Origin of the sequence: Anabaena catenula FACHB-362 (genome assembly GCF_014698735.1) — a bacterium.
Lineage (GTDB): Bacteria > Cyanobacteriota > Cyanobacteriia > Cyanobacteriales > Nostocaceae > Anabaena > Anabaena variabilis_A.
Genome location: NZ_JACJTQ010000007.1, coordinates 100,853 through 117,264 on the forward strand (window position 1 = coordinate 100,853; position 16,412 = coordinate 117,264).

Annotated in this window: 15 protein-coding genes; 9 read left to right on the forward strand and 6 right to left on the reverse strand. The window is 41.5% G+C overall.

The annotated features are described in order from the left end of the window. Nucleotides 1-137 precede the first annotated feature (137 nt). Nucleotides 138-1,382 carry a carboxyl-terminal processing protease CtpA gene (ctpA, locus tag H6G68_RS07445; RefSeq protein ID WP_190906058.1) on the reverse strand — a complete coding sequence of 415 codons (1,245 nt, stop codon included), beginning with the start codon at nucleotides 1,380-1,382 and terminating at the stop codon, nucleotides 138-140. A 350-nt stretch (nucleotides 1,383-1,732) separates the two neighbouring features. Between ctpA and petB the strand changes: the two genes are divergently transcribed. The 3 genes from petB to H6G68_RS07460 all read left to right on the forward strand — a co-directional run bounded on the left by petB (nucleotide 1,733) and on the right by H6G68_RS07460 (nucleotide 3,841). Continuing rightward, a complete protein-coding gene (gene petB / locus H6G68_RS07450) occupies nucleotides 1,733-2,380 on the forward strand; it encodes a cytochrome b6 (protein ID WP_190718230.1) in 648 nt (215 codons plus the stop codon). 247 nt (nucleotides 2,381-2,627) lie between these two features. Further along, a complete protein-coding gene (petD, locus tag H6G68_RS07455; protein ID WP_127054931.1) occupies nucleotides 2,628-3,110 on the forward strand; it encodes a cytochrome b6-f complex subunit IV in 483 nt (160 codons plus the stop codon). Between the two features lie 287 nt (nucleotides 3,111-3,397). Next, nucleotides 3,398-3,841, forward strand: a complete 444-nt coding sequence (locus tag H6G68_RS07460; protein ID WP_127054930.1) for an ATP-binding protein — start codon at nucleotides 3,398-3,400, stop codon at nucleotides 3,839-3,841. 36 nt (nucleotides 3,842-3,877) lie between these two features. On the opposite strand, the gene H6G68_RS07465 is transcribed toward H6G68_RS07460, so the two are convergent. Beyond that, complete coding sequence (locus tag H6G68_RS07465; protein WP_190906059.1) at nucleotides 3,878-4,594, reverse strand: pirin family protein; 717 nt, start codon at nucleotides 4,592-4,594, stop codon at nucleotides 3,878-3,880. Nucleotides 4,595-4,848: 254 nt separating this feature from the next. On the opposite strand from H6G68_RS07465, the gene H6G68_RS07470 reads away from it, so the two are divergent. Then, nucleotides 4,849-7,869: a valine--tRNA ligase gene (locus H6G68_RS07470; protein WP_190906060.1), complete on the forward strand. Its 3,021-nt coding sequence runs from the start codon at nucleotides 4,849-4,851 to the stop codon at nucleotides 7,867-7,869. Between the two features lie 76 nt (nucleotides 7,870-7,945). Further along, nucleotides 7,946-8,377: a hypothetical protein gene (locus tag H6G68_RS07475; protein ID WP_127054927.1), complete on the forward strand. Its 432-nt coding sequence runs from the start codon at nucleotides 7,946-7,948 to the stop codon at nucleotides 8,375-8,377. A 203-nt stretch (nucleotides 8,378-8,580) separates the two neighbouring features. Here the strand turns inward: H6G68_RS07475 and H6G68_RS07480 are convergent, their stop codons facing one another. Together H6G68_RS07480 and H6G68_RS07485 are read right to left on the reverse strand one after the other, a co-directional pair. Further along, nucleotides 8,581-10,572 (reverse strand): ABC1 kinase family protein, encoded by a 1,992-nt coding sequence (locus tag H6G68_RS07480; protein WP_190906061.1) that lies wholly within the window; start codon nucleotides 10,570-10,572, stop codon nucleotides 8,581-8,583. 536 nt (nucleotides 10,573-11,108) lie between these two features. Further along, nucleotides 11,109-11,579: a BON domain-containing protein gene (locus tag H6G68_RS07485; RefSeq protein ID WP_190906062.1), complete on the reverse strand. Its 471-nt coding sequence runs from the start codon at nucleotides 11,577-11,579 to the stop codon at nucleotides 11,109-11,111. A 95-nt stretch (nucleotides 11,580-11,674) separates the two neighbouring features. Between H6G68_RS07485 and H6G68_RS07490 the strand changes: the two genes are divergently transcribed. Together H6G68_RS07490 and H6G68_RS07495 are read left to right on the forward strand one after the other, a co-directional pair. Next, a complete protein-coding gene (locus H6G68_RS07490; protein ID WP_190906063.1) occupies nucleotides 11,675-11,812 on the forward strand; it encodes a hypothetical protein in 138 nt (45 codons plus the stop codon). A 345-nt stretch (nucleotides 11,813-12,157) separates the two neighbouring features. Beyond that, a complete protein-coding gene (locus tag H6G68_RS07495; protein WP_190906064.1) occupies nucleotides 12,158-13,663 on the forward strand; it encodes a HAMP domain-containing histidine kinase in 1,506 nt (501 codons plus the stop codon). A 23-nt stretch (nucleotides 13,664-13,686) separates the two neighbouring features. On the opposite strand, the gene H6G68_RS07500 is transcribed toward H6G68_RS07495, so the two are convergent. Both H6G68_RS07500 and H6G68_RS07505 read right to left on the reverse strand, forming a co-directional pair. Beyond that, nucleotides 13,687-13,911 (reverse strand): DUF167 domain-containing protein, encoded by a 225-nt coding sequence (locus H6G68_RS07500; protein WP_190906065.1) that lies wholly within the window; start codon nucleotides 13,909-13,911, stop codon nucleotides 13,687-13,689. Between the two features lie 8 nt (nucleotides 13,912-13,919). Beyond that, nucleotides 13,920-15,194 (reverse strand): FGGY-family carbohydrate kinase, encoded by a 1,275-nt coding sequence (locus tag H6G68_RS07505; protein WP_190906066.1) that lies wholly within the window; start codon nucleotides 15,192-15,194, stop codon nucleotides 13,920-13,922. Between the two features lie 221 nt (nucleotides 15,195-15,415). Here H6G68_RS07505 and psaM point away from each other — a divergent pair, with 221 nt between their 5' ends. Then, nucleotides 15,416-15,511: a photosystem I reaction center subunit XII gene (gene psaM, locus H6G68_RS07510; protein ID WP_006196319.1), complete on the forward strand. Its 96-nt coding sequence runs from the start codon at nucleotides 15,416-15,418 to the stop codon at nucleotides 15,509-15,511. Nucleotides 15,512-15,765: 254 nt separating this feature from the next. Next, nucleotides 15,766-16,179 carry a slr1601 family putative cell division protein gene (locus H6G68_RS07515; protein ID WP_190906067.1) on the forward strand — a complete coding sequence of 138 codons (414 nt, stop codon included), beginning with the start codon at nucleotides 15,766-15,768 and terminating at the stop codon, nucleotides 16,177-16,179. The last annotated feature ends 233 nt before the right edge of the window (nucleotides 16,180-16,412 follow it).

Genomic DNA, 16,412 nt, shown 5'->3' on the forward strand with positions numbered 1-16,412 from the left:
GGGAGAAAGAGGGTTTTAAACTACTTAATTGCTGATCAAACAAACTCTCCGCGTCCCACCGTCACCGCGTCCCCCGTCTCCCCATCTCCGCGTCATCCCACCCCATCACCCCATCACCACGTCACCGCGTCTCCGCGTCAAGCCTTCCCAACTACTACCAGATTTTTAGTCAATACTTCCACAGCAGCTTGATATTGACTATCGGCTTCTGTCCCAATTTGCTGACGGGTAATTGGTTCTTGGGTAATTACTTTGTCTGGTTTAATACCCAACTTATTAATGTCTCGGTGGTTAGGAGTTTCGTATTTAGCAATTGTCACCGCCAAACCCGAACCATCAGACAATTCAAATAAGGACTGAATTAGTCCCTTTCCAAAGGTAGTTTCACCTACTAACTGGGCGCGACCATTATCTTGCAACGCACCTGCTAGAATCTCACTAGCGCTGGCAGTTCCTTGATTGACTAAAATCACCAAAGGATCTTCTGTCAGGGCTACACCAGCAGCTTCAAAATTCCCCTGAATACCTTGTCGGTTGACAGTGTAAACGATTGTGCCTGAGTTTAACCATTGCCGGGCGACTTCAATTCCAGCTTGTAATAGTCCCCCTGGATTATTTCGCAAATCGAGAATGTAGGCAGCAGCGCCTTTTTTTTCTAAACTAGAAATAGCGTGTGCCAATTCCATAGAGGCATTAGCATTAAATTGAGTTAGGCGTAGGTAGCCAATGGGTTGCCCTTGGGGGGACAAACGCAATTCAGCTACCACAGGATTCAGTTCAATGCGATCGCGCATCAAGATAAATTCCTTTTCTGCCTCTCCCTCTCGTGCAATCAAGAGAGTTACAATACTACCGATTGGTCCACGCATCCGCGCCGCTGCTTCGTCAAGAGTGAGATTCTCTGTAGATAATCCTTCAATTTTCAGAATGCGATCGCGTGGTCTGAGTCCTGCTTTCTGGGCTGGAGAACCTTCAATAGGTGTAATTACTTCCAAGCTACCAGTCTGGGAATTGAGGGCAATTTGTAAACCTACACCCGTCAGTTCTCCAGAAGTATTAACTTGCAAACTGCGGTACTGCTCTGGATCTAGAAACCGAGTAAAAGGATCATCAAGGCTCTTGAGCATATTTTGAATTGCCCCATAAGCAGCTTCAGGGTTATTCAGCGGCTTTTTTAGAGCTTTTTGCCGCACGTCAGCCCAGTTTTGATGATTAAACGTCTCATCCAGATAAGAGCGATTGACAATTCGCCAAACCTCAGAAACTAATTTCTGCTCCTGCGTCAAAGCTGATGCTGGTTGGATAAATGAGCCAAAACCCAAGCAAAAAGCCAAAACTAAAGAAAATCCCAGCCGCAAAACCTGTTTATTCATGAACCCCATCTTCAATTCCACCTCAACCCAAATTCCCTAGAAATGACCAAATACCCGATTGTTTATGAAATCTATCTCTCGACTATGTTACTTTTTTTATAGAAGACGTGCATTGCTCTCATCAAGTTGTTATGTCAACTGATTTGGGTCAATCCCTCTTCATTAACGATAAAATCTACCTTGTGGCCAACGTTTTTGGCGTTAGCTTGCAAAGGGGAAGCAATATATTCCATATTTACAGAGTGTTAAGTTTCTGAAAAAATTTAATCACTCTGAAGAAAACTCATCTTTGTGAAAATCCCAAAATTGCTATTGGGAGATTTATCAACCGCAACCGATTGTTAGGAATTTGAGATTGTATGGCCAATGTTTATGACTGGTTTGAGGAGCGCTTAGAACTCGAAGCGATCGCTGAAGACGTAACCAGTAAATACGTCCCTCCTCACGTCAACATCTTTTACTGTCTAGGTGGAATTACCCTAGTTTGCTTCCTAATCCAGTTTGCTACTGGATTTGCGATGACATTCTACTATAAGCCGACAGTCACTGAAGCTTATTCCTCCGTAGAGTACATCATGAATGAAGTCAACTTCGGTTGGCTAATTCGCTCCATTCACCGCTGGTCAGCCAGCATGATGGTGCTAATGATGATTCTGCACACCTTCCGGGTTTACCTAACTGGTGGTTTCAAAAAGCCCCGCGAACTGACCTGGATCAGTGGTGTCATCCTAGCTGTAATCACCGTTTCCTTCGGTGTGACAGGCTACTCCCTACCTTGGGATCAAGTTGGTTACTGGGCTGTGAAAATTGTTAGTGGTGTACCAGAAGCAATTCCCGTAGTTGGCGTTCTCATCTCCGACCTACTGCGTGGTGGTTCCAGTGTTGGTCAAGCAACACTAACTCGCTACTACAGCGCTCACACCTTCGTTCTACCTTGGTTAATTGCAGTCTTCATGCTGTTCCACTTCTTGATGATCCGCAAACAAGGTATTTCCGGTCCTTTGTAATTTAAAGTCATTAGCGAAAAGGCATGATTCAGTTTCCAGATCAGTGTTGTTTGTTTTAAACTTAGGAAACAGAAAAAACATAAGTTCTAAACAAACACTACTATCTGAACCTGTAAACGGTGAAAGTTGTAAAAACTGGGCTAAAAAATATGCCTTTCCACCAGATGTACTTAGAGCAGATTACCTAAACATCTGATGGCTTTCACCAATGCTCTAACTCAACTTCAGCAGGAGAGTACTTTTAAAAATGTCAACGCAAAAAAAACCCGATCTGAGCGATCCTAACTTAAGAGCCAAACTTGCCCAAGGCATGGGACACAACTACTATGGTGAACCCGCTTGGCCAAATGATTTGCTGTATGTATTTCCCATCGTAATTATGGGTTCATTTGCTTGTATTGTGGCTCTAGCGGTGCTAGATCCGGCAATGACAGGTGAACCAGCTAATCCTTTTGCTACCCCCTTGGAAATTTTGCCAGAGTGGTATCTATACCCAGTCTTCCAGATTTTACGCTCACTACCTAACAAACTGTTAGGAGTATTAGCAATGGCTTCCGTACCCTTAGGGCTAATTCTCGTTCCCTTTATTGAGAACGTTAATAAGTTCCAAAACCCCTTCCGTCGTCCAGTAGCCACAACAGTATTTCTGTTTGGTACTCTCGTCACCGTGTGGTTAGGTATTGGTGCTGCGTTACCATTGGACAAATCTCTGACTTTGGGACTGTTCTAAATTAGTTTCCACAAAGCGCTGTTACGCCTGTGAGTTTCAAGAGCATATTATACTAAAGTTATGAGTGAGTCTAAAAACTGGCTGACCTTAAGTCATCAACAGCGCTTTAGCTGCTCATAGTTCTAGCTTGGATATGCTTTTGAAAACAAACAGGCGTAAATTTTAATAGTTTAAGCTTGATCTGAGATTTTCAGTTTTGGATGGAAAATAAAAACTATTCCTCAATCCAAAATCGCCAAAAAACAAATAACACCATTTTTCACTTATCTACATTCAAGTCAAGGTCAATGCTTACCACAGTGCAGCAAGACCATCTGACGGTGAAGAGCGATCTTAAGCTCCTAAACCACGTACAACAATGGTTTGAAAAATTTTCTCTCCAATATTTATCTGAATTTGGCTGGTCAGAAAGCCAACTTTATCGCCTCAACTTAGCATTAGCAGAAGGCTTTACCAACGCAGTTCGTCACGCTCATCGAGCATTACCACCAGAAACAGACATAGAAATTCAATTGAGTCTGTGGAATGACCGTTTAGAGATAAGAATTTGGGATCATGGTAAACCTTTTAATCCTGATGCTATAGTCGAGCCAGAGCCAGGCACTCTACAAGTAGGAGGGTATGGATGGTTTCTGCTTCGACGCTTGGCAGATCATGTTGTCTACGAACGTGCTGCTGATAGCAGAAACTGTCTGCTGATTGTCAAATATTGTTTGGAAGGGCAATATTAACAGGAACAAATTGTCAGCGCTGGGATTAATTCCTGTTTAAGCTAAGTCAAAAAGCAAGATTTCCGCTCTGAGGTTGGTACTAATTTCTAGTTGCTCTTCTCCAGTAATTTGTACTCCGTCCCCTGCTCTAAGTTCTTTACCATTTAAAATTACTTCACCTGTTGCAATTTGTAACCAGGCATAACGATGAGGCTGGACGCGATAATTAATAATGTCTCCTTGCTCTAAAATAGATGCGTATAAATCAATATCTTGGTGAATAGTCACCGCATCATCACGTCCATCTTTAGCAGCAATTAAACGTAGTTTTCCCCGTTTTTCTTCTACAGAAAAAGTTTTTTGTTCATACCGTGGAGTTAATCCTAGGGTATCTGGTAACATCCAGATTTGCAGTAAGTGCAGTTCTTCAGTTTGTGAGGGATTAAATTCACTGTGCATAATACCAGTCCCAGCACTCATAATTTGTGCGTCACCGGGACGAATTACCGAACCTGTACCCAAACTATCTTTATGTTCAACTGCACCTGACAAGACATAGGTAAGAATTTCCATATCTCGATGTCCGTGAGTAGGAAATCCAGCCCCAGCAGCAATCCTGTCATCATTTATGACTCGCAGAGAACGAAATCCCATGCGGTTTGCATCATAAAAATGACTGAAAGAAAATGTATGATAACTATCTAACCAGTCAATCTGACTATGACCGCGTGCATTTCCATCATGAATGATGTAGTTAATTGTATTTTGAGACATGATTTAACCTCACTGTAAAGATGTATTTAATTGCAGAAATAATCAGCTTTTTTGTTAGTTAGTAATCAACCTTGATGTTGATAAACAAACTGGTAAATCGGCTTTGAACTATTACTATAATAAAGCATACCCCTTGATAATAAAAAGTACGCACTTGTAAGTGCTGTACTTACCAAAAAGATACTATTAAGTTATCCCCTCTCCATCTCTGTGGCAAAATTGATCAGAGTCCTCAAAAACTGATTATTCCCAGCATGACCGCAACTATTCCCAATCTCTCTAGTCTCTACGAACCCTTCTCCACAGAAGCCAAATGGCAAAAATTCTGGGAAGACAACCAAGTTTACAAAGCTGACCCCAACCATAAGGGTGAACCTTACTGTATCGTCATTCCCCCCCCAAACGTGACCGGTAGTTTGCACATGGGTCACGCTTTTGAAAGTGCGTTGATTGATACCCTCGTGCGCTACCATCGCATGAAAGGACGCAATACCCTCTGGCTACCCGGAACCGACCACGCCAGCATTGCTGTACAAACCATTCTGGAAAAGCAACTCAAGGCTGAAGGTAAAACTCGCTATGATTTGGGACGCGAAAAATTCCTAGAACGCGCTTGGCAATGGAAAGCAGAATCTGGGGGTACAATTGTTAATCAACTGCGCCGTTTGGGTGTTTCGGTGGACTGGACACGGGAACGCTTCACTTTAGATGCAGGTTTATCGAAAGCTGTTTTAGAAGCATTTATCCGCCTCTATGATGAGGGACTGATTTATCGCGGTAATTATTTGGTTAATTGGTGTCCCGCTTCTGGGTCTGCGGTATCTGATTTGGAAGTGGAACCAAAAGAGGTAAATGGTAATCTTTGGCACTTCCGTTATCCGCTGAGTGACGGTTCTGGTTTTGTAGAAGTGGCGACAACTCGACCAGAAACGATGCTAGGTGATACAGCAGTTGCGGTTAACCCCAATGATGAAAGGTATAAACATTTAATTGGTAAAACCCTGACTTTGCCAATTATGAACCGAGAAATCCCCATTATTGGTGATGAGTTGGTTGACCCGGCTTTCGGTACTGGTTGCGTGAAGGTGACTCCAGCCCATGACCCCAATGATTTTGAAATGGGTAAACGTCATGATTTGCCGTTTATCAATATTATGAATAAAGACGGCACTTTGAACGAAAATGCCGGGGAGTTTCAAGGACAAGACCGCTTTGTGGCTAGGAAAAATGTGGTTTCTCGCCTAGAAGCAGATGGGGTTTTGGTGAAGATAGAAGATTATAAACATACAGTACCTTATAGCGATCGCGGAAAAGTCCCCGTTGAACCTCTTCTTTCTACCCAGTGGTTTGTCAAAATTCGCCCCCTCGCTGACAAAACTCTCGAATTCCTCGACCAGCAAAATTCCCCGGAAATTGTCCCCCAACGTTGGGCTAAGGTTTATCGTGATTGGTTGGTGAATTTGCGCGACTGGTGTGTTTCTCGTCAACTGTGGTGGGGTCATCAAATCCCCGCTTGGTACGCTGTCAGCGAAACCGACGGACAAATCACCGACTCAACACCTCATATCGTAGCGCGAACGGAAACGGAAGCTTGGGAAAAAGCCAAATCACAATTTGGAGAAAATGTCCAACTAGAACAAGACCCCGATGTTTTAGATACTTGGTTTTCTTCTGGACTTTGGCCATTTTCAACTTTAGGCTGGCCAGAACAAACCCCTGATTTAGCGACTTACTACCCCAATGCCACCTTAGTTACAGGTTTTGATATCATCTTTTTCTGGGTGGCGAGAATGACGATGATGGCGGGACATTTCACCGGACAAATGCCGTTTAAAACTGTTTACATTCACGGCTTGGTCAGGGATGAAAATAATAAGAAAATGTCGAAATCGGCAAATAATGGCATTGACCCATTATTGCTAATTGACAAATATGGAACTGATGCCCTGCGTTATACCTTAATTAAGGAAGTAGCCGGTGCTGGTCAAGATATTCGCTTAGAATATGACCGTAAAAAAGATGAATCAACATCTGTAGAAGCATCTCGTAACTTTGCCAATAAGTTATGGAATGCTGCCCGATTTGTGATGATGAATTTGGATGGGCAAACTCCGGCACAATTGGGTAAACCTGAGCCGACAGAACTCAGTGATAAATGGATTATTTCCCGTTATCATCAAGTAATTAGACAAACTACAAATTACATCGACAATTACGGTTTAGGAGAAGCAGCTAAGGGACTTTATGAGTTTATTTGGGGTGACTTCTGTGATTGGTATATTGAATTAGTAAAATCTCGCCTTCAAAAAGATGCAGACCCCGCATCTCTCAAAGTTGCCCAGCAAATTCTTGCTTATATACTGGAAGGAATTCTAAAACTACTTCATCCCTTTATGCCTCATATTACTGAGGAAATTTGGCAAACTCTCACTCAACAACCAGCAGAAAGTCCGCAAATTCTAGCCTTACAGCCCTATCCTGAAGCAGATGAAAAATTAATTGACCAAACATTGGAAGAACAGTTTGAATTGTTAATTAATACTATTCGTACAATTCGCAATTTACGGGCTGAAGCTGATATCAAACCAGGGGTAAAAATCACTGCTAATTTGCAAAGTGAAAGCGAAAATGAACGTTTTATCCTCAATGCAGGACAGTCTTATATTCAAGATTTGGCCAAGGTAGAAACTTTAACTATTACTGACAAGACTCTGATTGATGAACCTCAAAAACCATCAATTTTAAATAAATCAGCTTTTCAGGGTTTAAAAGCTATTGGCTTAATTATTGTCGGACTTGTTTTTTTAAGAGTGGGTATTATTGTCGGGAATGCAACTTTGCGTCTTCCTATTTTTGGGACTTTCTTTGAAACCGTTGGTCTTGGTTATGCTGGTTGGTTTGTTGTTCGCAATATACTCAATGCGGAAGGTAGACAAAAGTTATTTACCAGTTCTTCTGTGCCAACTGATAGCCAAAATATATCACAGCCAGAAACCACTCCAACCCAGGAATCAGACAATTCTATTGCTGGTGTTGTCGGTACTGTCCAAGTGGTAATTCCCTTAAAAGGTGTTGTCGATATTGAAGCTCTCCGTGCCAAACTAGAGAAGAGTATCAATAAAGCTGAAGCTGAAGTTGCATCTTTAAGTTATAGACTGAGTAATCCTAAGTTTGTGGATAAAGCTCCCGCAGATGTAGTTCAAGGTGTACGGGATGCTTTAGCAGAGGCTGAGAAACAAGCGGAAATTTTGCGCGTTCGCTTGCGTACTTTATAACAAGTGATTGGTGATAGGAATAAACTTACCAATCACCAATTACCAATTACCAATCACCAATTACCTAATAGCGACAATGCTATACCTAGCTCAAGTACGTAAAAACGAATTTTTAGACCAGTACCAATTACACTTATTAGCAAGTCAGGAAACTGAATATTGTTGGTCAATGATTTCCGAAGAGGCGTTTATTCTCCTGGGAAAAGAAAACACATTGAGTGAAAAAATGCTGGTGTTAGTAGAGCTTTCCCCTACAGGTGAAGTTGAAAGAATTGAAGATGCTACCAACTGGATACTGAATGTAGTGCAAACCTACCTCACAACTGGTATTACTCCAGAGTTTTTACAACAGGAAGCAGATAAAGCGGAAAATTGGCGACAATCTCTAACATTGCAAAACCAGGATTTAGCACGTCGTTCCTTAGAATTAGAAGCTCGTCGTGAACAAATTCAAGCTTTAGAAGAAAGTATTAACCGGGAAAAAACAGATCAACAAGATAATTCATAAGCAGTAGGCAGAATCTTCCACCTTGTCTGCTGAGGTACAAATTCATCTGCGGTTAGTTCTTTCTTGTCGTACCTCACTTAAATAAAAATCGCCATAACCCCATGTCTAAAACTAGGGGTTATTTTGAATTTTGTGAAAGTGGCTTGCTGTAAGCACTATGGTGAATTTTGAATTGATTTGTCCCCAATTACCAATTACCTGTTTTATTCTGATGCTAATAATTGGCGAATTAATCTTGTGACAGCTTTTTCTGTAAAGCGATTAGCAATTTGTTGACCTAAATGATGCACTCTGGGATTAACAAGTATCTGAGCTACCTGAGGAGCAAGTTGAGCAGGATCAAATCCCTTTGTTTGTCGAAGAATACCCAAAATGCGTTTGATATTATCTAAGGTTTGTTGTTGTTCTAATGTAGCAGCGGGCATTTCATTAACTGCTGTCAATCCTACTCTTTCTCTCAATACATAAGTAAAATTATGCATGGCATTTTTGCTAAGAGCATCAATTCCGTTGACAAACTCATCGACCAACCTGTCACGAATAAATGCACCCCGTTCCGAAGACAGAAACTCTACTCCTTGATTTAATACTAAGTTCAGATCGTATTCTTGATTTTTCCGGGCATTTGTTAACAAGTTTTCTAGGCGATTCCAACGGAATTTACCATCTTTAAATAGTAACTCTTGCAATGATGTTCTTAATTCATCCGCTGGATCTGTTAACAGGCGTTTAGAAACGTAAGGATAAGCTTCACTGAGAACTTTGAAATCAGGATCGATATAAATAGCAATACCTTCCAAAGTCACCAAAGAACGAATAATTAAAGCATAGTAGGGAGGTACGCGGAAGGGATACTCATACATTAAAGCTGATAAATCATCGGTGATGCTTTTAATGTTGAGTTCGGCGACACTTGCACCTTGAGCGTTAGCAAATACTCTGGAAAACGCGGGAATAATTGGTGTTAAGTCGGTTTCTGGGGTGAGAAATTCTAATTTAACGTAGTCTTTTGCTAATGAGTCAAAGTCACGGTTAACGACGTGAACGATCGCTTCAATTAAACCATAACGCTGTGGTGGCTTAATCTCGCTCATCATCCCAAAGTCAAGATAAGCCAATTTACCATCAAAGGTAGCTAACAAATTACCAGGGTGGGGGTCAGCATGGAAAAACCCATGTTCTAATAATTGACGTAGAGAACACTGTACACCTATTTCAATTAAATAACGGGCGTTGATACCCAGTTCCTGAAGTTCTTGTGTTTGGGTTAATTTAATCCCATTAATCCACTCCATCGTCAACACACGACGATTGGTGTATTCCCAATAAATTTTCGGTACATATATGTCTTGCATATGACCGTATAATTCAAAAAAGCGTTCAGCATTTTCGCCTTCGTGGATATAATCCATTTCTTCAAAAATGCGATCGCCCAATTCATCCAAAATCCCGACTAAATCACTGCGTACCCGTTTGACTTTTCTCTGCACCAAACCAGCCAAAAAGCGCAAAATATACAAGTCAATAGTGATAGTTTCACGCAAATCTGGACGCTGGACTTTAATCGCCACTTCTTCCCCAGTTTTTAGCTTACCTTTATATACTTGTCCCAAGGAAGCTGCCGCAATTGGCTCGATGGAAATTTCCGCGTAAATATTCTCTGGGGTTGCTCCTAGCTCTTCTTCGATAAACTGGTAAGCTATTTCGTTAGCAAAAGCTGGTAATTGATCTTGTAGTTTAGTTAATTCTTCCAGATACACCGGAGGAACTAAATCCGGCCTAGTAGACAAAGCCTGGCCAATTTTGATGTAAGCAGGCCCCAATTTCGTCAGCAAAGTTCGTAATTCAATGGCTCGTCGGCTATCATTTTTGACGACAATTCCCCGTTTCTTATCCCACCATATTCCCAAAACAAAGGACAAGATTGGTTGTAAAACTGCCAAAATCCGCCGAAAAACCTGCCAAGGTTTGTCTTTGTAATAGGATCGGATCTCTTCAGGATCATAAAGCAGCATCTCTGGTTCAGCTTTAGCTGTAGCTAGTATTGTCTGTTGTTGAGATGCTGAAAATCTTGGCGAATTGTTAACCAAGGTTTGTGTAACATTTTCTGGTACTACTTCAATCACGGACAATTCGCCTGCGTGACTGTCCTCCGGACTTGATCGGTAACTAGGGGGAAGTGTCTTAACTATCATGAAGAAAGCCACCGGGTTTATGAACGTTGTTAAGTATTGTAACAATATATTGCCATTTCCGCATATCCCCAACAGGTAGAAACCGGAATCGGAGATCGAGATGATTTGTTGATCAGAAGACCTTAAAACTCTTATATTGCAAGTATTATAGCCTTTTTAGCTTCACTCCATTAATAGTTGCAAAATAATTTTGATAGATGGATAGCCCGAAACCATTACCTGTCTGTGTTTCACAATCTAAAATCGTACAAACGGGCGCGGTTTGCGCTCCTGCAACATAAGAAAGAAACACAACTATTACCTCTTTTCTCCTTTCTGTCACCTGTTAAGAGTCACCTGCTATACCTCCTGCAACTTGCAATCTTCTGTAAAGTCCCAAATTCAAAATAAGTACTTAAGCAAACAAAAAACAGGACTTACTGTAAGTGTAAATCCTGACAAGTTTCGATATCGATTTCAGAAATGATTTTTGCTCAAATAAATCATTCCGTAAAACAGACAAGATGCCTGTCACATAACCTTTTTGATTTATAAGTTTATGGCTTTTTCACAGGTGTAACTTTTGCTTCTACCTTAACGCTTTTCACACCTTTGACTCCCTTAACCAAAGTTTCAGCTTTTTTGAGTTCTTCAGAAGAAGTAGCTGCACCTTTGAGGATAATTTCACCATCTTTATTCTCTACTTCCAACTTATTGCTAGGTAAAGCTTCTTTTAACTTTTTGCTAACTTCGGTTTTCAAGTCGCTGGTAGCTTTGGTAGCCCCAGGAGTAATTTTTGTGGTTGTGTTTCCTGGTGTAGTTGTAGCTTCTGGTGTGCTTGTAGCTGCTGTAGTAGGTTGAGCAGTTTTATCTGTAGTTTGTGTAGTTTCAGACGCAGGTTTTGCTGGTACTGAAGGAGCTTCATTAGTTGTACCAGGAGTTTCTGAACCAGTTTTAGGAGCTTCTTGGCAACCAAAAACACCCGCTACTAAAATGCCACTAACGAGGAAAGGAATTAATTTTTTCATGTGTTATCTCCCAATTGAGTACTTGAAGCGATTTACTGATTGTGTGATGCCCAGGAGCGAATCTTAAAACAGAAATTAAACACAGGAGAAAATTAGTGCTTAAGCAAGCACCGGATTTGCAGAAAATTGAAACTAGGACAACTTCTGTCGGCTCAAATCCATTAGCCTATACTGACAAGCGCCAATTCAATTTTCTGGATGGTTACAGACTTGTGGGGACTGGTATTTGGTAAAAGACTCTCTATTGACATGAGTTAGAGTCTTAGCCGCTTTTTAAGGGTAGATCATGCTGTCCCACATAGGTCACTTGATGTTATCAGATTTGGAGCAGTTTGACGCATCTTCCATCAAAATTTTATAAATTGTGGGGTGATAGGGGAAGAGGTAATTGGCTGACTTCATGCTCCTTTGCTCCTCCCTGCCCTTGAAAATTATGAATCCAGGGGAAATTTCGCCTTAATTGTTCGGTTCTACGACTGTCATTAGTACAGAAATCACTATAACCTCGTAAGTATGTAGTGCAATGTCTGCTTTAGCTGCTGTAAGACGCTCTTGAATCAACGAAGGGGTGAAAACCTGTGTACGAATGGATCTTGCCAAGTTTGAGGGAAGTTTTAGCCCAGAGCCAATCAAGTATGGCTGATTGTTCATCTGCCAAAGCCGAGCAGCAATGGCGCATCAGTTTGGCAGCTACAGAACATCTACTACTCAATTCTTTAGCCACAACTTCGTCTGACATAACTCAAGGTTTAGTTTTAACTGCACCAGCACCCTTATTTAGTCAACCAAAACTGACTCAAAGTTTACAAACAGTAACTTTTACAGCAAAACCTTTTAATCCGTTGGCTTTGATGCCCTTTCACATCTCACCAGCAATGGCGGGGAGTGTAGTACCAGAAGTGATGTCTTCTCTCGGAAACGCTACGCGAGTGAGGGGCTGCGGCTACAAACCTGATGAAATCAATCCTGATGAATCTATCTTACCTTTATTACCTGCTGATCCTCTAGGATCAGAGCGGTTTTGCTTGGTATTTACAGAAAAATTTAGATTAGTTCTGGTTTTGTCAGAACACAAAAGCGGTAAAAAAGAATTTTTATTTTCCTTTGAACCAGAGGTAGTGCAGCAGGCTTGGCGATCGCTAGGCGCTAGGGTAATCTTGACTAATCCAGAGTTATTCGCTGAGTTAGACGTGTTAGTCGAAAAGTACGCCCCAGTTGCACCAAACTATCAGACCATAATTCAATTTAGCCAGTTACTGCTTCAGGAATTAGCAGAGCCAGAAGCGGATAAAGTCACACATACTCCTCCTATTTCCCCATCTCACCATATTCCTGTTTCCCCGTCAGCAAAACCATCCTCTCGTCCCGATGTAGAATTACTACAAGCCTTTGCTCACGAAGTCCGCACCCCACTGACAACAATTCGCACTTTGACTCGTTTACTCCTCAAGCGAAAGGATTTACCTACTACTGTAATTAATCGCTTAGGAGTTATTGATCATGAATGTACTGAGCAAATTGATCGCATGGAGTTGCTGTTTAAAGCAGCTGAATTAGAAACTTGTGCGGCAGCTAAATCTGCGAATACACAACTAACGCCCATGTCTCTAGATCAAGTATTGCAGCAAAGTATCCCTCGTTGGCAACAAGCAGCAACTCGACGAAATTTAACTTTAGATGTGGCTTTACCTCAGCAATTGCCAACGGTGGTAAGTAATCCCGCTATGCTAGATCGGGTACTTACTGGCTTAATGGAAAATTTTACCCGCAGTTTACCTCCCGGTAGTTCTATTCAAGTTCAGGTTAGTCCAGCAGGTGATCAACTCAAGTTACAATTATCTCCTCAATTGGATTGCCACGATTCAACCAGAACTGCAACACTACCAATTCGTAAATCTTTAGGTCAATTATTAATGTTCCAACCGGAAACAGGAACAATTAGTTTAAATATTGCGGCAACTAAGCATCTGTTTCAAGCGATTGGTGGTAAGTTGATTGTGCGTCAGAGTCCTCAATATGGGGAAGTGTTGACGATTTTCTTACCTTTAGAAGTTAGTAAGAACGAAAAAGTAAAAATTAAATAATTTGGCTTGGCGAATAATATATTCTATACATCATCAATTTCTACAAGTTTTTGTCGAGATGATAAACCGGACTTAATTCTGATATAGGATTTGGGTACATCAAACTTTTCTGCCAAAAGCTTAATTAACTCTTCATTGGCTTTACCATCAACTGGTGGTGATTTTAAATTAACAATTAAACTACCATCTTCCTGTTCTACAATTTTCTGCTGTTTGGAATTCGGTTTAACTTTCACTGTTTTTTGCATAATACAAATTATAGCGATCCTAAATAAGAAGTTCCTAATTTATGCATTGCCAAAAGTGCAGTCCCATAAGCTGCTTCTGTGTTTGTAGAGGCAGTAACAGGAACTTTTAAATATCTGCCTCTAATACCCATCCAAGCAGAATTCGCTGCACCACCGCCGGCAGTGTAAACACGAGTTAATTGGTCAGCACCTAAATTTTGTAATAATTCATAACCACGGGTTTCTATTCGCGCCATACTTTCTAACAAGCCATGTAAAAACTCTCCAGGATTGTCTGGCCGGGGTTCTAGTCTTGGAAGTAGTTGGGGATCATTAATAGGAAAGCGATCGCCTTCCTTCAACAAGGGATAATAATCTAATTCACTCGGTGTTGATACATCAATATTCCGACTTAAGCTGACTAATTCCTGGTCAGTAAAAAAATTCTTTAACACTGCACCACCTGTATTAGAAGCACCCCCAGTCAGCCACAAATCACCTAAACGATGGCTGTAAATTCCATATCGCGCATCTTCTATACGGGTACGGCTCAAAAGTTTGAGTACCAAAGTAGAACCTAAAGAAGTTACTGCTTCCCCCGGCAATTTTGCCCCACTAGCCAGAAAAGCCGCAATGCTATCAGTTGTCCCAGCACACACCAAACAATCACGCCGTAAACCGAATTTAGAGGCAATTTCTGGACGTAATTCGCCAATGGGAGTACCCGGTGCTAAAACCTGCGGTAACTGAATCGGAATTTGCAATTTTTCCAGCCATTGTGGATATTGGAACTTTTCCACGTCATAGCCTAGCTTTAAAGCGTTGTGATAATCGCTTATGCCTAATTTTCCATGCAACATAAAAGCCAGCCAATCGGCTTGATGTAGTAAATATCTAGCTTGGCGAAAAGAAGGTAATTGCTGCATCCACAAAAGTTTGGCGAGACTGGAAGTTGCACTCAATACGGTATGGTTGGGTGGTGCAATGCTGGTCAAATTCTTTAACACCATTGATCCTCGTCCATCGTTGTACAACAATGGCGCATCTACAGGCTGACCAGTGGCATCTGTGAGCAAGATTGTCGAAGAAGTACCGTTGATAGCGATCGCCCCAATTTGTCGCCCCAATTCCCCTGGAATTGCTGCTAACAACCTCCATAAAGCTTTTTCCCAACAAGTTACCCAGTCAGCATCAATCGCCATTTCCCAGGGATGACGCATCTGGGACAAAATCCTAGCTTCATCATCAATCACCACGCCCCGTGCGCCAGAAGTACCAAAGTCAATACCCAAGTACAAAACCATAAATTCACCTGTTTACGAGTTCATGAAGTAGAAGCAGGGGGCAGGGTGCAGGGTGCAGTAGATAATTATTTCTCCGCGTCACCGCGTCACCCCAACTCCCCATCTCCCCATCATGGTTTTTGTTGCATCTTGTAACAAGATATTCCCCAATCTTGGCAAAACAGTGAAAAGTAGTAAACGAAGTGTTAATCATCTAGTTTGACTTTAGGAGGGTTTCCACCATGCCTATATCTGATACTCAAGTGTACATCGCTCTAGCTGTGGCTCTAATTCCAGGCATTCTGGCTTGGCGTTTAGCTACTGAACTTTACAAATAAAGCCCAGATGTGACACGTTCACAAGACTAATCACCCTGGCAGTAGAGGGTACATTTTCCAAAAGCTTGGGGCTTTAAGCTGTGAGTTATGTTGGCGAAATGTACCTGTATACGCCAGGTAATTTTTGTTTAATCATGTAACACTGTAGAAATTTTCAAAAAATGGAGTAATATGGCAGCTAAATCAAGCCGCAATTAGCGCCAGTTTGCTTTTGACGGTGCTTCCCTTCAACCAGCGAGGCTCTTTTTAGCATCATGAACGCGTTTCAACCATCCAGACCTCCGCTACACCCAGTAGAACCACGTCGTCGATCTTTACCTCGACCAAAAAAACATCTTCGCCAACGTTCTTACCAGGTGATGGCGCTGGAAACCACAGCCAAGATAACTGTTAACTTGGTCATTGCTACAGCAGCAGTATCTGCCTTGGTACAACTTTTGCCTTATCACTGGTTACAGCAAGACAAGTTGCGAGAAATTCGCACAGAAGTCAAGCTGGTAGAAGGACGTGTCAATACTTTACGAGCGGAATTTAGCCGTAACTTTGATCCCCAGCAAGCTAAGAGTATTAGGCAAGAACAATCATACCGATTTGATCCCAGTCAGCGACAAATAGTGCTGATTAATCCAGATCGAAAAGATGCTGAACAATCAGATTCCACACCTTAAAGTAATTTGAGGTGGTTTGTTCTTTTAGTTCAGCATAAAACACACAAAAAATTATCAATATTAACTGCGAATAGTTAATAATTAATTATTAAAGAGTTCTCAGCAATTAAAGGGTTTAATACCCTGATGGGGGAACTCTAAGGACATACGTTTACAGACAGCTTATGTTTTAGTCGAGGTCTAAATCCTTGACTGAAACTGTCTTTAATTTTGTTGGCATAGCTTGCCGTAGA

Excerpts from the sequence above, each read along its gene's own strand:
- ctpA (WP_190906058.1), bottom strand. The coding sequence starts at position 1,382 with ATGGGGTTCATGAATAAACAGGTTTTGCGGCTGGGATTTTCTTTAGTT.
- petB (WP_190718230.1), top strand. The coding sequence starts at position 1,733 with ATGGCCAATGTTTATGACTGGTTTGAGGAGCGCTTAGAACTCGAAGCG.
- petD (WP_127054931.1), top strand. The coding sequence starts at position 2,628 with ATGTCAACGCAAAAAAAACCCGATCTGAGCGATCCTAACTTAAGAGCC.
- H6G68_RS07460 (WP_127054930.1), top strand. The coding sequence starts at position 3,398 with ATGCTTACCACAGTGCAGCAAGACCATCTGACGGTGAAGAGCGATCTT.
- H6G68_RS07465 (WP_190906059.1), bottom strand. The coding sequence starts at position 4,594 with ATGTCTCAAAATACAATTAACTACATCATTCATGATGGAAATGCACGC.
- H6G68_RS07470 (WP_190906060.1), top strand. The coding sequence starts at position 4,849 with ATGACCGCAACTATTCCCAATCTCTCTAGTCTCTACGAACCCTTCTCC.
- H6G68_RS07475 (WP_127054927.1), top strand. The coding sequence starts at position 7,946 with ATGCTATACCTAGCTCAAGTACGTAAAAACGAATTTTTAGACCAGTAC.
- H6G68_RS07480 (WP_190906061.1), bottom strand. The coding sequence starts at position 10,572 with ATGATAGTTAAGACACTTCCCCCTAGTTACCGATCAAGTCCGGAGGAC.
- H6G68_RS07485 (WP_190906062.1), bottom strand. The coding sequence starts at position 11,579 with ATGAAAAAATTAATTCCTTTCCTCGTTAGTGGCATTTTAGTAGCGGGT.
- H6G68_RS07500 (WP_190906065.1), bottom strand. The coding sequence starts at position 13,911 with ATGCAAAAAACAGTGAAAGTTAAACCGAATTCCAAACAGCAGAAAATT.
- H6G68_RS07505 (WP_190906066.1), bottom strand. The coding sequence starts at position 15,194 with ATGGTTTTGTACTTGGGTATTGACTTTGGTACTTCTGGCGCACGGGGC.
- psaM (WP_006196319.1), top strand. The coding sequence starts at position 15,416 with ATGCCTATATCTGATACTCAAGTGTACATCGCTCTAGCTGTGGCTCTA.
- H6G68_RS07515 (WP_190906067.1), top strand. The coding sequence starts at position 15,766 with ATGAACGCGTTTCAACCATCCAGACCTCCGCTACACCCAGTAGAACCA.